The following is a 17,174-nucleotide window of genomic DNA, read 5'->3' on the forward strand; positions in this document are numbered from 1 at the left end:
AGCTCGGATCAGTCGTTATGGCTGCGCTACATTGGTGATAAATTGCTGATGTAGTGCGCTGAGATTCGCCAATATTGCGCCTTTACCTTTGATATCGCTGCGTTTCAGCACGGCATCAATCGCATCAACGGACTGCAACGTGGCAAGTTTTGATGCCGTTAGCTGGTGGCTAATATGCCAAGGCTCCGCAGCAACTCCCCCTCGATAGCAATCATAAGGCCGGTAGAAACCAAAAGTTGCTAAATGCGCATCAAGCCACAGTGAAAATTCGTGCTGATGTCCATCTTGCTGGTATTCCCATGGTTCTAGTTGTAGTGATTGTCCTGTCGGTACAAGGTTTTTGGCGAACACATCCAGATCAGTACCCAAATGGTGGCGGCTAGCACTAGGTAGGGCGGAGAACAACATAATTGCTTTTACTTTGTCGATGTCTGAGAGGTTGCTCAGTTCTACCTCTTGGTTAGAGATATCAAAAACAGGACGGCGCATCGCAAACTTGCTATTCCAAATCGCTTTTTGCCTTTCAAACCCTCGATATGCGGACGCCATGTAGAATTCAAAACCTGCCTTTTTTGCAGCTTGTGAGAGGGCGTTGAGATCGGAAACGATTGCGCTATGCACATGGCGGCCATGGTAAAAAACCAGATGTGATTCATTAACGCCACAAGCGCTGCATTCAGCGCTTGTAAGCATATAGCGGCTAGGCAAGTAACTTCTCCAAGATCTTTTCATAGACTAAGGCCAATTGATCTAAGTCTTTGCAACTCACGCATTCATCGACTTGATGGATTGTGGCATTAATTGGACCAAACTCAATTACTTTACATCCCGTTTGGGCAATAAATCGGCCATCAGATGTGCCACCTGAAGTTTCCGGTGTGGTTTGCATTCCCGTCACTTCTTTGATGGCTGCAATCGTCACATCGAGCAATGGGCCTGGCTCTGTTAAAAACGGTAGCCCATTCAGTATCCAATTAAGCTCATAATCAAGTTGATGCTTGTCTAAAATTGCAATAACACGTTGTTTGAGCTCATCGGCTGTAACTTCAGTGCTAAAGCGAAAGTTAAACTGTACTTGCAAAGAGCCCGGTATCACATTGCCAGCTCCAGTTCCGCCATTGATATTGGAAACTTGGAAGCTTGTTGCGGGGAAAAATGCATTCCCTTGATCCCACTCGGTTTGACTGAGTTCAGCAATCGCCGCCGCAGACAAGTGAATGGGGTTTTTAGCGAGATGAGGGTAGGCTACGTGACCTTGTTTTCCAATCACTTTTAGGTGTCCGGTGAGTGAACCGCGACGACCATTTTTTACTACGTCGCCAAGCTCATGACGTGACGAAGGTTCACCAACCAAGCACATATCAATTTTTTCGTTTCGGGCTTCTAATAAATCTACAACTCGAGTTGTGCCGTTCACGAAAGGACCTTCCTCATCAGAGGTTATCAAAAAAGACAATGACCCTTTGTGGTTGGGGTGTTTTTCGATAAACCTTTCCGTTGCCACGACCATAGCTGCAAGTGAGCCTTTCATGTCAGCGGCTCCGCGGCCATGTAACATGTCATTTTCAATCTCTGCAGCAAATGGCGGGTGCTGCCATTGACTCTCGTCACCAACCGGTACTACATCTGTGTGTCCAGCAAAGCAAAAATGTGGTCCGCTGTCGCCTTTTCGTGCCCACGTGTTGAGCGTATCAACAAAGAAGTGTTCTTCGATGGTAAAGCCAAACTTTGCCAAGCGTTCATTTATTAATTGTTGGCAACCAGCATCATCAGGTGTAACAGAAGCCCTTTGGATCAGAGCTTGAGCGAGCTTAACTACTTCGCTCATTAGGCAAAAATCTCATCATACTGTGCAGTTTTAAAACCCAAGTGATATTGACCTTGGTACTGCAAAATAGGACGTTTTATCATGGCTGGTGTCGCCAAAAGGTGTTGTTTCGCTGACTGCGCATCGAGATTTTGTTTTTGTTCTTCACTAAGAGCTCGGTATGTGGTCCCGCGTTTGTTTAACACGTTTTCCCAGCCAAGTTGGTCAATAAAAGCGGTGAGTAGAGCTTCGTCTAATCCATCTTTGCGGTAGTCGTGAAAGGTGAATTCGATATTGTTGTCTTGAAGATATTTTTTGGCTTTTTTAATGGTATCGCAGTTGCTGATCCCATACATTGTGATTGTCATAAAGCACACGCCCTTGCAATTGTGATTATCGGCTCTTTGGCCGCAGATACTTGTTTTAAAGGATAATAACACGCACCAAGCTTTTGTGCATTGAGTAGCACAATGGCGGCCATGGTTTTTGCTTCACTGAGTGGAATATCAAAAAAGCATAGCGGCTCTCCAAGCTTTACCGTGGTTTTGCCAAAGCTGTTTGCTTTGAGATATTCGGGTTTGGCAAACTCATTGCCGATTTCTAAGCTCAGTAACATTTTTAAGCCGTTATTGGCGTGTAAAATGTATTCGCAGTTATTTTTTCTGATCTGGATTAGTTTTCCGTTACAAGGAGATAGCAGCAAAGGCACGCGCATTTGTACACAAACACCAATCCCTAACATACCTGACGCAATCGCCGCGTTTGGATATGTACTTAGCGGTAAGACTTTGCCAGAAAAGGGACTTGGAATATGGGCAATAGGGTTTGCGATTTGGGATATTGGCCGATATTGGATTGGTGGTGAGAGTTCAATCAAAGTAATAAATATCCATCTTTTTTAAGTGCTTGCATCGCTTGCTGGATTTGGCTTTCTTTTACCAGAATGTAATCGGTATCGTACGTTGATAACGTAAAAATAGAGACGTTGGACTTTGCTAGCACACCAGAAATATTGGCCATAATTCCCGTAAGCGAAAACCCCAGCGGGCCCACGACTTCCAATGCTCTCCAATGACTTTCAGCCGCGAGGCTACTGACTGCGATATCTGACGCGCAAACTATAGAGAGTTCATCCTCAGTTTTGGCAATAAAAAAGATTTCACTGTTTAACACTGCTTGTGGAACAGCGTCATCGCAATCCAAGCTATGTATCGTAAATTCTTGTTTGAGCAATTGCAGCGTTTGCTTTGACATTACCAACCCTTGTTTTTGGAAAAATACCAATTGGTATAATTCATAGTATAGCGAAGTCAATTTAAAGACCAGAGCGTTCGCCTGAATTCTAGGCAAAAGAAAGGATTAGTGAGATGAAAAAGAAAAGGGCTCATGCATTGAGCCCTTGGTATAAAGATTATTCTTCGATTTGTGTTGCCTGAATAGCAGTCAAGGCAATGGTGTATACTATGTCATCAACCAAAGCCCCGCGGCTTAGGTCGTTAACAGGCTTACGCATACCTTGTAACATAGGTCCGATGCTAACAAGTTCAGCACTTCGCTGCACCGCCTTGTATGTGGTGTTACCTGTATTTAAATCTGGGAAGACAAATACCGTTGCTTTACCAGCGACTTTGCTGTTTGGCGCTTTTTTACGTGCGACATTTTCCATAATGGCGGCATCATATTGCAGCGGCCCGTCAATATCGAGATCAGGGCGTTTCTTTTGTGCGATCTCGGTGGCTTCACGCACTTTTTCTACATCTGCACCTTGTCCAGATGTTCCTGTGCTGTAGCTGATCATGGCAACGCGAGGTTCAATGCCGAATGCTGCAGCGGAATCTGCAGATTGAATTGCGATATCTGCTAACTGTTCTGCCGTTGGATCTGGGTTAATTGCACAGTCACCGTATACTAGCACTTGGTCCGGTAGCAACATGAAAAATACTGAGCTTACCAACGACGCGCCTGGTGCCGTTTTGATTAACTGCAGGGGTGGGCGAATAGTATTGGCGGTGGTATTTACCGCACCAGATACTAAGCCATCAACTTGGCCTTCGGCTAACATCATGGTGCCGAGCACGACGTTATCTTGCAGTTGCTCTGCCGCAACGACCTCGGTTAGGCCTTTGTTTTTACGTAGCTCAACCATAGGCGCAATGTACTTTTGCAGCTCTTCTTCAGGAGATAAGATAGTCACGTTTTCATTAAGCTCAACACCTTGTTGCTGTGCGATACGTTCAATCTCTTCTCTATCTCCAAGCAGTACGGTTTTAGCGATATTTCGCGCACCACAGATAGCAGCCGCTTTAATTGTTCTCGGCTCATTACCTTCAGGCAGCACAATGGTTTTGCTCGCACGCCTAGCTAAATCAGTCAGCAGGTAACGAAACGCAGGAGGGGAGAGTTTGCGGGTTTTTGCGACCCCTTTGGCCAAACTTTCCAGCCACTCGCTATCGATGTGACGGGCGTTGTGCTGCTTTACGCGCTCGATGCGCTGCTCGTCATCGCTGGGTACTTCCATATTGAAATTGTGTAATAGCAAAGAAGTGCGCCAAGTATCAGCCTCAGTAGCAAGGATAGGTAGACCTGTATCCATCGCTTGCTCACATAAGGTCATGATCTTCTCTTCTGGTTTGAATCCACCAGTTAACAAGATAGCGCCAATCTTGGTGCCATTCATGGCCGATAAACACGCAGCGACTAAGATATCTGAACGATCGCCAGGAGTAACTAACAGGGCACCTGGCGTAAAGTGGTTAAGAATGTTCGATACCGTTCTTGCACAAAAAGTAACACGGCGCAGACGACGGTGCTCCATATCACCCGCATTGATGATTTCGGCTTTTAAATAATTGCTTAAGTCGATAACTCGCGGCGCTACTAAGTCAAAGTCCCATGGTATGGCACCTAAAAGTTGAAATGGGTGTTTTCTGAAAATAGGCAGCGATGCCAAACGATTCATTTCGTTTTCAAGCTCTTCTGGTTTGTATTGATCAACCAGATCGGCGCGCGCTCTGCCATCTTCATCCAGCGGTGCATTCACTTTATTGAAAATACACCCCAATACGCGAGGGTGGTTTACACCGCCATAATTGCCTGCAGCAATCTCTAAACGGTCTTCAAGCTCGTCGATAGAGTCATTACCCGGCGTTAAGACAAACACGATATCTGCACCTAGTGTTTGCGCAATCTCGCGGTTTACACGGCCAGCGTAAGGTTGACGACGGGTAGGAACCATTCCTTCAATGATGGCAACTTCATCGTCTTGTACTGTGCCTTCAAAGCGCTCCACAATTTCTTCCAACAAATCATCGCCTTTACCATCACCTATCATTTGCTCAGCGTAGCTCAGCCCAAACGGCGTGGGTGGAGCAATAGTAGAACCTTGCTGAACGATGAGTGTTGACTTTTCAGGGCCGACTTCATCTTTGCGAGGTTGTGCAATTGGCTTAAAGAAGTTTACTTTTACCGCTTTTTGTTCCAGTGCTCGGACGATTCCTACAGACACCGACGTCAAACCAACGCCCGTAGAAATGGGAATAAGCATAATACGACGACCCATCATTACACTCCTTTAGCAAGCGTGGCTGCATCGTTGGCAATCACCCACTCTTCATTGGTTGGGATGACCATAGCGACAGGAGAGTGAGACTCATCAGTGATCACACCTTGATTACCAAAGCGTGCGTTGAGGTTACACTCTTTATTGATATGCATTCCAAGGAAGTTAAGCTGGTTTACTACTTTTTCACGGATAACATCAGAGTTTTCGCCAATTCCACCGGTAAATACAAGTGCATCTAAACCGTTTAGTGGTACCAAGAAGCTAGCAATTTGTTTGGCTAAACGATAACAGAAAATATCCAGCGCCAGTGTTGCTTGAGGGTGGTTTTCCTGCGCTGCTTCTTCGATAGTACGGCAATCGTTAGAAAGCTCACTAATCCCTAAAAGGCCACTTTGTTTATTCAACAAGGTGTCAATTTGCTGTGTTGAATAGTTGAGGTGATTAACTAAAAACGAGAATAAGCCCGGATCAATATCACCACTTCGGGTGCCCATCACTAGACCCTCTAATGGAGTTAAGCCCATGCTGGTGTCCACCGATTTACCGTCTTTAATTGCGGTAACGGAACAACCATTGCCTAAGTGTGCGGTAATAATACGAGATGGCTTATCTTTTAAGCCTAAAATCTCGATGGCCTGCGCCGATACATAAGCATGGCTGGTGCCGTGGAAACCGTAACGTCTAACACCATGCTCACGATATAGTGAATAGGGTAGGGCATAAAGGTACGCTGTTTGATCCATACTTTGATGGAAAGCCGTATCAAAGACAGCAATTTGCGGTAAATGTGCAAATGCGGCTTGAGCTGCGCGGATCCCAAGTAGGTTAGCTGGATTATGTAAAGGCGCCAGACTAGCCGTTTCTTGGATAGCTGTGAGAACGGAGTCATCGATAATGACAGATTGTGTAAAGCGCTCACCGCCGTGTACAACGCGGTGGCCGACAGCGACAAGATTTGCGTCTAACGCGAGATCTTTGATGAGTTTTACAAGCGTTGTGATCGCAACTTGGTGCGCATCACCACTATTGAGGGGCACGATTTCCTTGTTGCCTTGGAACTTATATTTAATTTGTGGTGATTGTTCAGCTAGGCGTTCAGCCAGACCTGATAATATCTCCTCTCCCGTTGCGTTATCGATGATTGCAAACTTAAGACTGGAGCTTCCACAATTAAGAACCAAAACATGCTGAGATGACATAATGACTTTCCGTTTTGACAATAACAGTTATTGCGTATTAAGCTTAAAGCTATAGCGCATATAAGCTACGCATTTAGACTAAGGTATAGTTGACAGTAAAGACGTCGATTTTACCTCATTTTTTATATAAAAGTTAGCACCTAGGAGTTATGATGCAAAAAAGTCTTATTTCGCAAGTGCAACTTGGACGTCAATACTCGAAAGAGTGGCCTATGCGCAAGGAATTAGCACCGTTGTTCCCCGAATTTAGGGTGATCAAGGCGACAGAACTTGCTTTAAATACAATGCCTATGCTGGCGGTGTTTACTCTGTTTTTGCAGACCAGCCAATTGGGTTTTCAATATCTGCCGCAAGCCATTGCGATTGCTTTATTCTTTTTATCGCTTCCTGTCCAAGGGTTATTATGGCTTGGTAAAAGAGCTGAAACGCCGTTAAATCCGGCTTTGTATTCTTGGTATACAGAACTGCATCAAAAGATGGTTGCCAATGGCTACGATGCACCCCTGTCCTCAAGAAAGCCTAGATATAGAGATTTAGCGCGATTGCTAAAAGATATGTTCGATAAAATGGACAAAGCGTTTACGCAAGAAAATCTGTAGTTTCTGTTTGCCTGCCTACCAAGCAAGTAGGCAGCGATTTGCTCATAATGGGTGATCTGATGTTGGGTTACATGCGCTGATATTGGTTTATCAAAAACGAGAGCGTGATTTCGATATGGTCCATCTTTTGTAATCTGTCCATGTGTTGTTGCTTAAATTTCCATGCAAATGGCGTCATCATGATTAAGTGTTCAACACACTCAAATTCCATTCTGTGTGTTTGTTGTAATTTAGTCCGTTCAACCAACTCAAACCCTTGTGGTGTTTCTGGTGCCTTGTGTAGCTTTACATTGTCATAAATCAAAGACTTGAGTTCGAATAGATGGTGCTCACCAGGTGAGACGACATACAAACTGCCTGATGGTTTGCATAGACGGGCGAGTTCTTCGGCGAACACTGGCGCAAAAATGCTCACAATCACATCTGCAAATTCATTTTCAAAAGGAGCCTCTTTGATGGAGGCTACGCTAAATTCTACTTGAGGATAGCGTTTAGCTGCATAGCGGACAGCAGGTTTTGCGATATCGACCCCGTAGACTTTGGCATTCTCGCAGCGATTTGCGATTTCATGGGTGTAAAAGCCTTCACCACACCCTAAGTCCAGCAGGGTAGCCGGCGCTTTTTCAGAGACGATTTGTGCAAGCCTATCACGTAGAAAATGATAATGATCGGTTTCGAAGAATGCCCGACGCGCTGCGACCATTTCTTGGTTGTCGCCCGGCTGTTTTGATTTTTTATTTTGCACGGGTAGTAAGTTGACATAGCCTTCTTTGGCAATATCAAATTGATGATTATTATTGCAGCTGTAGCTTGCACCACCTTGATATAAAGGCAGTTTACACAGTGGACAGCGGTAGTGGGAGATCATTTGTCTAAGTATTCCCTATCAAAAAAGTTTTTACCCAATGTGGGCGATATGTAATGAGTAAGGTGATGGCCATGCCGTTTAACATGGCTTCAGGGAACCACATTATGACGGCAAAATGGAGATAATTGTCTGCCAACTGATACCAAGTATAGGCATCGATTGCATAATAATAGAATGCGCTTAGAAGTATCTTTAAACAGCCCACCGTACCTGCGAAAATAAATGCACAAACAAAAATATAAACGAAAAAGTGCCGCGGTAAATGATGATAGCAAAGGGCAAAAAGTCCATAGCTTAAGTAGACAGGTATCAGTGCAGTAAACAGCCAAAAATTACCAAACTCCACCAAGGTAAAAGCACTAAAGTAACTATGGACGAGGCAGGCCAAAGTTGCACTCAACGCACCCAGTCGCCAACCTAAAATTAACGTTACTGCTGTTATTCCAAGAATATGAATGTTCAGCTCAGGTAAAATGCCTGCTTTTATTTGCCACAGTAACGTGAGGATAACCGCACAACTTAATACGCCGGTTTGTCTGGCTGGTACTTGTAGTAATTGCAGGTATTCTTTGCGATGAAAACTGAGTAAAAATAACCCAAGGGCAGCGATAAACGTCACGTTTCTATCCAGTTTTTAAAATTGGTGATTTTGCTCTATGCCGAGCACTGTATTTACAGTCTCGGCGGAAAAAGCAGATGATTAAATGTCGAAAGTTGCCCAAATTGGTGCGTGATCAGAGGGCTTATCAATTCCTCTCAATTCGTAATCTATGTCACTTTCAATACATTTCGCCGTTAATGGAGCGGTTGCTAAAACCACATCTATGCGCAGACCTCGGTTATCATCAAACCCTTTTGAGCGGTAGTCAAACCACGAATACTTTTCGGTTGCATCAGGTGTCAGCACTCTAAATGTATCTTTAAAGCCCCAATCTAGCAGTGTTTTTAACCACTCGCGCTCTTCTGGTTGGAACGAGCACTTACCCGTCTTTAACCAACGCTTGCGGTTTTGCTCACCAATACCAATATCCACATCCAATGGAGAAATATTAATATCGCCCATGACTACAAGGTTAGATTGAGGATCGGCAAAATCATTTAAGTGGGTCATGAGATCTGCATAAAATTGTCTTTTATACGGAAATTTTGTTTCATGGCTGATGTTATCACCTTGAGGGAAGTAACCATTCATAACGGTAACTTCGTTACCTGAATCACTTTCAAACGTACCGCTGATCATGCGACGTTGTGATTCATCAGTATCCGTAGCGAAGCCTTTTTGGATAGCTTTTGCAGGTTTCTTGGAGAGTAGTGCCACACCGTAATGCGCCTTTTGACCATGGAAGTAAACATGGTAGCCAAGTGCTTCTACATCGTCGATAGGAAAAGCTTCGTCATGGACTTTAATTTCTTGCAGTCCAATGACATCAGGTTGGTGTTTTTCAATCAATGCCTGTAATTGATGTAGTCTAGCTCTGAGGCCGTTTATATTAAACGAAACAATTTTCATAGCGCTCTCTTTAGATTCTTGCTGTTATTTGGCAAAGTTTATCACTTAAAAACGAGAGGGTCAGCGCTTGGGTGAAATTACTTATTTAGTCAGCTGACAAGCATGTTGGCAGTTGTTAAATTTTGCACAAGTTTAGCGAGAGGATAACGAGGATTTTAGCTTAGTGTAAATAGATCATTAAATAACCAAAATTGCATGATTTAGCTGTTTACTTATTCGTCGTTGTAATTATAATCCGCGCCGAATCGTTCAATTGGGGTATATTATGCTTAAATCTCTCTCTTTCTTTGGTCTTGTTTCTTTGGTTTCTACAACAGCTTTCGCTTCACAGGTTGAGTTCACTCAAGCTGACGCATCACCAGCGACAAAAGTATGTGCTGTTGCAGCAGAGCAAGGTTTCAGTGCAGCACGTAAAGAAGCTGCATCACTAGGCCTATTTATTTCTCGCTTCTCACCAAGCATCCACTGTAATGGTGAAGATATTCGTGAGTTTGCAAAAGCAGCGAAGCGCTCGCAAAAGCAAGAAAAGAAAGTGGAGCTAATTGCTGAAAAGTCAGATACAGCAACTGAGTTATGCTTAGATGCAGTACGTCACGGCGTTAATCACCTACGTTTGAATAACCAACAGGTTCGCAACTTACGTTGTAACGATATGCCTGTTAAGCAATTTGTAAGAGAATTCAGAAACGCAGCAATTTAATCAAGTTGATGTGAATAGAAGGGGCGTTAAGCCCCTTTTTTATTGGTTGTTATTTAGTTTTGCATCACGGTATTTGATGTAACAAACTAAAGCTGCCAAGCCCGCAACAGGGACCGTAATCATACTTACCCAACCACCTGTGTATAAAATTGCTAGTGGCATACCAAAATCATAGCCGGCGACAATACAATCTGAGCTAGCACTTTCTGCAACATGGCAGTGAAGAATTTCAGCGATAAGCTCCGCAAGAAGTAAACCAAGCAAAGGTGTAAAGGCTATTAAGCAAAGACCTATCGTTAATAGCTTCAATCTTTGTCGTGACATGAACATTTCCTTATTAGTCATTTCAGGTGACTGTGCCCCCGATAGATTAACCTAGGCTGATAATACCGATTTCACTTAGTCATGCTCAATGCCTATATGGATGTAGTGATCTCGCTTGCAAAACAGCATACCAGCCAAAAATTATTATTTTAACGTAATGATGGTGGTGGAGTTGTACAGTCAGGAGAAAACCAAAAGTCGTCTGAGGCTGAAGTCCATTCGTCACCACATACACCTAGTTGCTCACCTTCAACATCGGCACAGGCATCGTGATTCAAGCAATCTTGGGTATATTGACCATCACCAAACATTGGACAACCCGCACCACATCTAGCTGCACAAAAGCCATGACCACCGACGATATAATTTTTTGTCTTTACAGACGAGTTGGTAATATCCCAAACAGCAGTCTTTGATTTACCCATATACGCACAGAGATCAGTCCAATCTTGTGCACTGATTTTGCTCTCTATTTGCTGATCAATTGCTTCACCTAATGGATAGGTAGATAAAAATTCGAAGAATTTTAAGAGTGCAAGTTTCGACTCCTTATCTAGAGTTGATTGGCTTTTCATAATCAAACCACTATTAAGCTCTACGTCGTGTAGCATATTCTTTATGTCGGCACGAAGTGCTGGGGTATTAATAAGAGGTTTATTATTGATATCAGTACCAGTTATCTTAACTTGTTTTTTAACTTGATTGAGTAACAAAGCATAGTGATTGCCCTGATATGTGATAGATGCGGAAATAGTATCAAGCAAGTCATTGGATACTGAAAACTCGATTGGAGAATGCATGCCTTTCTGATCAAACGACTCTGTTTTAACGCTATGTTGAGCCTGGATAACTCCTTTAATCCCGTTTTCAGTGAGATAAATTGTAGTATTATCATTCATAGCAAAGGTAAAACTAGAGAACAAAAATGCTGCCATAATGACAGTTGAAAACAGATATTTCATATTAAATCCTTTTTTAAATTAATAATCGTAATATTTAAGCAGGAGAACCTTTAGTTAACCTGGTTTACAATTTTGTTTCAATTTGGGTGTTTGTCAAGTCTGAGCTATAAATAGTTTTGTTCTTTTTTATCTAATAATGAGTTGTTTGCTTTAATTAGATTCTTAAAATAGTATCAGTTAATTACCTTTACTTATTTAGCTTAATAAAACTATCTCCCAGTTTTTTCCTTACAATCCTTTGCTATAATCTGCACAATTTTGGTAATAGACACTGATCTCCAATGACATTTAGCGAGTTACAACTTCACCCTGAACTACTAAGCGCAATTACTGAGCTTGGGTTTGCGTCACCCACACCAATTCAAGAAAAGAGTATTCCACTTCTGCTCAGTGGTTGTGATTTAATTGCAAGTGCCCAAACTGGAACCGGTAAGACAGCCGCCTTCATGCTGCCGATTTTGCACTCCATGCTGATAGGCGCCACGCAAGGTGAGAAATCGGTTAAGGCATTGATATTAACGCCGACTCGTGAGCTGGCACAGCAGGTTGCAGAGCACACTGAAAAGTTAGTGGTGAACACCAGTTTAAATGTCGTGTGCTTATATGGCGGTGCAAATATTGGCCCGCAAGAAAAGCGCTTAAGAGCGGGTGTAGACGTAGTAGTTGCGACACCTGGGCGTTTACTTGACCACCTAATCAAAGGCACATTAACACTCAAAAATATTCAACACTTGGTCTTCGATGAAGCAGATCGCATGTTAGATATGGGGTTTATGGGGGAAATTAAGCGGATCATGCGCACTATGCCGCTTAAGCGTCAAACGTTGCTATTTTCAGCTACGGTTGACGATGCTGTGTTATCCCAAGTAAAGCCTTGGTTGAACGACCCTAAGCGAGTAGGTGTTGAATCCCAGAACAGCACCGCAAGTACAGTTACGCAAACGTTCTATTCGGTAGACGAAGACCGCAAACGTGAATTGATCTCCCACTTGATTGGCAAAAATAATTGGCATCAGGTACTGGTGTTTACTCGCACAAAAAATAGTGCTGATAGCTACGCAAAAGAATTGAATAAGGATGGCCTTAAAACCGCAGCGATCCACGGTGATAAGTCTCAAGGCGCGCGTGACAAAGCGCTATCTCAATTCAAATCAGATGAAATTCGCGTCTTGATCGCAACGGATGTAGCTGCCCGTGGCATTGACATTGACTCGCTAAACTATGTCTTCAATGCTGAGTTACCCTATGTTGCTGAAGACTATGTGCACCGTATCGGCCGTAGTGGTCGTGCTGGACAAAACGGCCAAGCTATTTCGCTTGTGAGTATTGATGAGCAGTGGCTACTGGAAGAAATAGAAATTTTCCTAGATGAGCGGTTTGCGCCGCAATGGCTGCCAGGCTATGAACCTGATTTGACCAAAGAGCCTAAAGACACTCGCCGTAATTCTGGTAAGTCTAAGAAGCAAAGAGACAAAAAGCGTATTCTAGGAGCAAGAACCAAGCGTAGAAGGAAGTAATGGGTTAGCGCGACCTTGGTTTATGATGTTAAAGCAACGCACTCTAAAGCAATCGGCTAAACCAGGGTGAGAGCAAAAGCCTATGTTTGGACTCACTTTTATCCAAACATAGGCTTAATTCGTCAGTCTAACTCCTGACGAGAAAATAAAAACTAAATTATCTTTATTTTCTATAGAAATACTTAAGACAACCTTATGCTTTACTCTTTTAATCGATAAATTTGCTCCTGATAGGCCAAATTACTAAATAATACATGAGATAGTGCTTTTTCTTTCAAATCAGCGGTGTGCGTTGTATTCACCAGTGGTTTTTGCATCTTAGTCGCCGTATCATATTGCCAATAACTCACTTTGTTGCCTGGCATCAAAATGGCGGCTTTGTCATCTTCAATGTAGGCAAAATTATCGTAATATTGCATCATCGCTCTTTGCACTGGATATTGTTTGGTTAAGTCAAAGCCAAGCATAGGCGTTGGGCGTTCAACCCCTATTAAAGAAAGCAAAGTGACAGGTAAATCAATTTGACTGACCAACCTTTTATCTTGTTTCTGATTAAAGCCTGAATTCAAAATAACGGCTGGAATATGAAAAGACTTAATAGGGACGGGCTCGGATCCATACACCCTGACATCATGATCTGCAACGACTAAAAAGATAGTATCTTGCCAATATCGGCTTTGCTTGGCCTTATCAATAAACTTTCCGAGCGCATAGTCGGCGTACTTGATAGCGAGATCTCGCGCAGGTTTATCACTTTTATGATTTGTTGGTAACATTACTTTTCCGTCAGGAATTTCAAACGGGTCGTGATTGCTAGATGTAAAGATCAAACTAAAAAATGGCTTTTCTTCTTCACTCAGCTGAGTTAGTTCTTTATCCGCTTGATTAAACAGATCTTCGTCGCTGGCGCCCCAAGACGCAACAAATTCTGGGTTTTCAATATCATCAAAGTCAACGATACGTTGAAAGCCATTTCCTAAGAAGAAGCTTTTCATGTTATCGAAGTGGCTTTCGCCACCATAAATAAACTGTGTGGTATAGTTTTCTTTGGCTAAAATATCCGCCAACGTACAAAACTGTTGCTGAGACTTTGAAAGCTTAACGACGGAGCGTGATGGTGAGGGGATAAAGCCGGTGATCACGGCTTCAATTCCGCGAACCGAACGGGTGCCCGTTGCGTAGAGGTTCTCCAGTCCCCAGCCTTCTTGATACAGTTTATCTAACTCTGGGGTTAGGTTTGCTCCCCCTAGCGAGCTGACAAAACGTGCGCCTAAGCTTTCCTCTAAGATAATCACTAAGTTTTTCTTTTTGCCCTGATGATATGCCGGATTAGTGGCTAGGGTAGGAAGTGTATTTGAGATAAAACCTTGTTTGTAACTTGCTTTTCTTACTGTATCAAAAACCTTTTCTTTGGATAGCGAACCATAAAGCGCACTGGCACTTTTTTCGCTGCCCATATTTTTTGCTGCGAACGCAACACTATAAGCTGAGTTGATGGTCAGCGAATTAACCAATGCATCTTGTGAGAAATAGACGGTAGCAGGGTTAAGTGGTCTATGACCCAGAGTGCCTCTTGCTAACAGCGCTAAACAGATAAGACTACAAAAAGTAGAGATAGCCATATTCCGCTTTGATGGCGCATCGTTGCTAATGCGAGGAAAATATCTCAAGGTGGTTATTAAAGCCAAAGTACATAAAAGTAGGGTCAATATCACTGTGCCCAAGTGACCACTCAACAACATTGAAATGACTTCTTTGGGGTAAATCAGATATTCAATAAATAAACGGTTTGGTCTGATGTCGTATTGCAAAATAAATGCAGGAGTTGCAGCTTCGAGTAGTAGGACAAATACAATACCCAACGCAATATACCCCGTTACTAGCGCAGTAAGTAAAGGCTTCAGTGGCTTGGGCATAAAATAGTGCGTGACCATTAACAATAAGAGTGGTATCGCGAGATATGCGATAGTACTCAAATCAACTCGCAGGCCTGATATCACAAAGGTCAAAGGATCAGAGCCAGTCATTCTCTCTAACATCCAAGTTGATAGTCCTAAACGGCTAAGCGTCAAAATCATCAACAAGGAAAGGAAAAACACCATGAAAGGTTTTGCATAAGGAGTTGAAAAGTGTACTTTATTCATAGAATGTTAGGAATAGTTGCATTTATCACAAGACTATCCGGCGAAACTTAAGAAAAGCTTAGGAAATCCTTCGGAATTGATGAAAGTTGAAGTTCTCTTTAGCGAATCTTAAGTTTGAGCAACTAAGCTATGTGACATTAAGCACTAGCCAAAGGTTTATTTATGAATGTGTTACTTTACTGATTGAAGATTCTGAGTCCTTGCGTCGCAGCTTAACCTTAGGGCTCTCTAAACTGGGCTTTACGGTAGATGATACGGCGGACGGCTCTAGCGGTTTGAGTATGGCGCTGATGGATCACTATGATGTAATTATTTTAGATATCATGTTGCCCAGTTTGGATAGCATAAGTGTGCTTAAAGCGCTAAGGCAACAGAAGAACGACACTCGAGAAGTGCGAATGATTGCTTTGGTTAGGGTTGCCTATTGCTGAAGCCATTGATGCGGAACTCACTGTTGCGTTGGAAGGGAGCACCATCACCTTTACATTGATCCTTTGAAGCGCTATTTAAAAGTGAGTTTCCATTGATAAACCAAGTTCCCAGCTGTCAACTTCAGGTTACTTACAGTTCCCCGGTAAATAAGCGTCGATGCGTTTTTCGCGCATACTCATCAGACATGCCACCAAGATAGTCCGCTAACACGCGCATTTGCTGCGTTTCATCGGTTGCTTGCTGGTACAGTGTTTGGGTTGTATACGGCAATAATCGCATGGGATCACTGGCAAAAACTTCAAATAAATCAATAAGCAGGTTTTGACCACTAAACTCAATTTGCTGCATTTTAGGTTCACGAATTAATCTTCGATATACGAACACTTTTAACACTTGCAGGATTTCCTGAAATTCGGGTGCCATCTCAACGGTAAAATGAAGTAGGGCGGAGTCAAAATCTGAGTCTTGAACGGTGAGTTTACAGTGCACAATAAACAGGTTCACGAGCTCACCTATGGTATCTTTACGATTAGATTCATCTTCTGAAAATAAACTCTCGCTCACGCGTTGTAAGTTGTGCTTTAACCAAGGTGAGTCTAACTTTTGTAATTCAGGTAGAGCGAAATCATGCCATGCTGCCTCGTTAAGGGTCTCGGTTGCAATCGCATCTTCTAAATCATGAACTGCATAGGCGATATCATCGGCATATTCCATAATGGCGCAATCTAACGATTTAAACTTAGTCTTGCGACGGAAGGTGTCTTTAACCTCGGTTTCTTGCAGCTTTATTCGGTCGTTTTGAGAAAATGGCGAGAGGATCCAATCAAATACCGATTGGTCGCATTGATAAATACCTTTTGCTGGCAGCCAATCACTAGATAAAATGTATTTTCGACTTTGTGTTTGCGTTGGTTGGTGATACCAAAGTGTGTCGATTAATGCAGGATATTTAATAAAACCTAGTAAGGTACGGCGTGTTAAGTTCATGCCATAACCTTTAGTGTATGGTTCCAATTTGGTGACAATGCGCAAGGTTTGAGCGTTTCCTTCAAACCCTCCATGATCACGCATAAGGTAATTAAGCGCTATTTCTCCTCCATGGCCAAAGGGCGGGTGGCCGATATCATGCGCTAGACATAAAGTTTCAATAAGACTAGTCGAAGGAAAGTGTTCAAACTCAGGGTGTTGTTTTCTTAAATGGCGCAGTAGACCGCTGCCTATTTGCGATACTTCCAAAGAGTGAGTTAGGCGAGTCCGATAAAAGTCGTTAACGCCGATTGCCATAATTTGGGTTTTGGCTTGCAAGCGTCTAAAAGCCGCGGCATGTATGATCCTAGAACGGTCTATTTGCCATGCTGAACGATTGTCGTTAGGGCGGTTTTTTTGCTGCGATAGCAGACGCTGCTGCCAAGCGTTAGACGTCATACTTCTGTTCCTTTTTCTTTATATCTTAAACTCGTCTAAACTATGTACGATAACTGAACGAAAATTCGCGTTTAATTGCGGCTTTTGATATTATCAGCCGCTATTTTTGAATACTGTTATTTTGG

16 protein-coding genes and 2 pseudogenes are annotated in these 17,174 nt (G+C 43.0%); 4 read left to right on the forward strand and 14 right to left on the reverse strand.

The window, feature by feature from the left end:
- Positions 1–15: 15 nt before the first annotated feature.
- The 7 genes from L3V43_RS10970 to L3V43_RS11000 form a co-directional block, all read right to left on the reverse strand.
- Positions 16–708 carry a M15 family metallopeptidase gene (locus L3V43_RS10970; protein ID WP_102056990.1) on the reverse strand — a complete coding sequence of 231 codons (693 nt, stop codon included), beginning with the start codon at positions 706–708 and terminating at the stop codon, positions 16–18.
- Entirely contained in the window at positions 701–1,828 is a 1,128-nt protein-coding gene (gene dapE, locus L3V43_RS10975) for a succinyl-diaminopimelate desuccinylase (RefSeq protein WP_237116526.1), read from the reverse strand. Before dapE ends, L3V43_RS10970 begins: the two co-directional genes overlap by 8 nt.
- Positions 1,828–2,175, reverse strand: a complete 348-nt coding sequence (locus L3V43_RS10980) for an ArsC family reductase (protein ID WP_237116525.1) — start codon at positions 2,173–2,175, stop codon at positions 1,828–1,830. Before L3V43_RS10980 ends, dapE begins: the two co-directional genes overlap by 1 nt.
- Entirely contained in the window at positions 2,172–2,684 is a 513-nt protein-coding gene (locus L3V43_RS10985; protein WP_174168711.1) for a PTS glucose transporter subunit IIA, read from the reverse strand. The genes L3V43_RS10980 and L3V43_RS10985 overlap by 4 nt, the downstream gene beginning before the upstream one ends.
- On the reverse strand, positions 2,681–3,061 hold the full coding sequence (locus tag L3V43_RS10990; RefSeq protein WP_010605048.1) for an ACT domain-containing protein: 381 nt from the start codon (positions 3,059–3,061) through the stop codon (positions 2,681–2,683). The genes L3V43_RS10985 and L3V43_RS10990 overlap by 4 nt, the downstream gene beginning before the upstream one ends.
- 157 nt (positions 3,062–3,218) lie before the next feature.
- Entirely contained in the window at positions 3,219–5,366 is a 2,148-nt protein-coding gene (gene pta / locus L3V43_RS10995) for a phosphate acetyltransferase (protein WP_174169075.1), read from the reverse strand.
- 2 nt (positions 5,367–5,368) lie between these two features.
- On the reverse strand, positions 5,369–6,568 hold the full coding sequence (locus tag L3V43_RS11000) for an acetate kinase (protein ID WP_237116524.1): 1,200 nt from the start codon (positions 6,566–6,568) through the stop codon (positions 5,369–5,371).
- A 152-nt stretch (positions 6,569–6,720) separates the two neighbouring features.
- Between L3V43_RS11000 and yfbV the strand changes: the two genes are divergently transcribed.
- Complete coding sequence (gene yfbV, locus L3V43_RS11005; RefSeq protein ID WP_010605045.1) at positions 6,721–7,167, forward strand: terminus macrodomain insulation protein YfbV; 447 nt, start codon at positions 6,721–6,723, stop codon at positions 7,165–7,167.
- 67 nt (positions 7,168–7,234) lie between these two features.
- Here yfbV and rlmA read toward each other — a convergent pair whose 3' ends face one another.
- From rlmA to xthA, 3 genes and pseudogenes are all read right to left on the reverse strand, one after another.
- Positions 7,235–8,035, reverse strand: coding sequence for a 23S rRNA (guanine(745)-N(1))-methyltransferase (rlmA, locus tag L3V43_RS11010; RefSeq protein WP_102056986.1), 801 nt, complete (start codon positions 8,033–8,035; stop codon positions 7,235–7,237).
- Positions 8,032–8,654: pseudogene (locus tag L3V43_RS11015) on the reverse strand (energy-coupling factor ABC transporter permease). The gene rlmA and the pseudogene L3V43_RS11015 overlap by 4 nt, the downstream one beginning before the upstream one ends.
- An 81-nt stretch (positions 8,655–8,735) precedes the next feature.
- Positions 8,736–9,545: an exodeoxyribonuclease III gene (xthA, locus tag L3V43_RS11020; RefSeq protein ID WP_235367724.1), complete on the reverse strand. Its 810-nt coding sequence runs from the start codon at positions 9,543–9,545 to the stop codon at positions 8,736–8,738.
- Between the two features lie 265 nt (positions 9,546–9,810).
- Here xthA and L3V43_RS11025 point away from each other — a divergent pair, with 265 nt between their 5' ends.
- The gene (locus L3V43_RS11025; protein ID WP_010605041.1) at positions 9,811–10,245 is read left to right on the forward strand and encodes a hypothetical protein; all 435 of its coding nucleotides are present in this window, start codon (positions 9,811–9,813) and stop codon (positions 10,243–10,245) included.
- A 39-nt stretch (positions 10,246–10,284) separates the two neighbouring features.
- Here L3V43_RS11025 and L3V43_RS11030 read toward each other — a convergent pair whose 3' ends face one another.
- Both L3V43_RS11030 and L3V43_RS11035 read right to left on the reverse strand, forming a co-directional pair.
- Positions 10,285–10,569, reverse strand: a complete 285-nt coding sequence (locus L3V43_RS11030; protein WP_010605040.1) for a hypothetical protein — start codon at positions 10,567–10,569, stop codon at positions 10,285–10,287.
- Between the two features lie 149 nt (positions 10,570–10,718).
- Positions 10,719–11,531: a hypothetical protein gene (locus L3V43_RS11035; RefSeq protein ID WP_010605039.1), complete on the reverse strand. Its 813-nt coding sequence runs from the start codon at positions 11,529–11,531 to the stop codon at positions 10,719–10,721.
- A 281-nt stretch (positions 11,532–11,812) separates the two neighbouring features.
- Between L3V43_RS11035 and L3V43_RS11040 the strand changes: the two genes are divergently transcribed.
- Positions 11,813–13,048 carry a DEAD/DEAH box helicase gene (locus L3V43_RS11040; protein ID WP_235367726.1) on the forward strand — a complete coding sequence of 412 codons (1,236 nt, stop codon included), beginning with the start codon at positions 11,813–11,815 and terminating at the stop codon, positions 13,046–13,048.
- A gap of 200 nt (positions 13,049–13,248) precedes the next feature.
- On the opposite strand, the gene L3V43_RS11045 is transcribed toward L3V43_RS11040, so the two are convergent.
- Positions 13,249–15,192, reverse strand: a complete 1,944-nt coding sequence (locus tag L3V43_RS11045) for an LTA synthase family protein (protein WP_235367728.1) — start codon at positions 15,190–15,192, stop codon at positions 13,249–13,251.
- Positions 15,193–15,350: 158 nt separating this feature from the next.
- On the opposite strand from L3V43_RS11045, the pseudogene L3V43_RS11050 reads away from it, so the two are divergent.
- A pseudogene (locus tag L3V43_RS11050) lies at positions 15,351–15,563 on the forward strand (response regulator); the annotation flags it as partial.
- Positions 15,564–15,753: 190 nt separating this feature from the next.
- Here L3V43_RS11050 and L3V43_RS11055 read toward each other — a convergent pair.
- The gene (locus L3V43_RS11055; protein ID WP_010605031.1) at positions 15,754–17,049 is read right to left on the reverse strand and encodes an anti-phage deoxyguanosine triphosphatase; all 1,296 of its coding nucleotides are present in this window, start codon (positions 17,047–17,049) and stop codon (positions 15,754–15,756) included.
- Positions 17,050–17,174: the final 125 nt, after the last annotated feature.

The sequence above is a fragment of the Pseudoalteromonas sp. L23 genome (genome assembly GCF_021728455.1).
GTDB lineage: Bacteria > Pseudomonadota > Gammaproteobacteria > Enterobacterales > Alteromonadaceae > Pseudoalteromonas.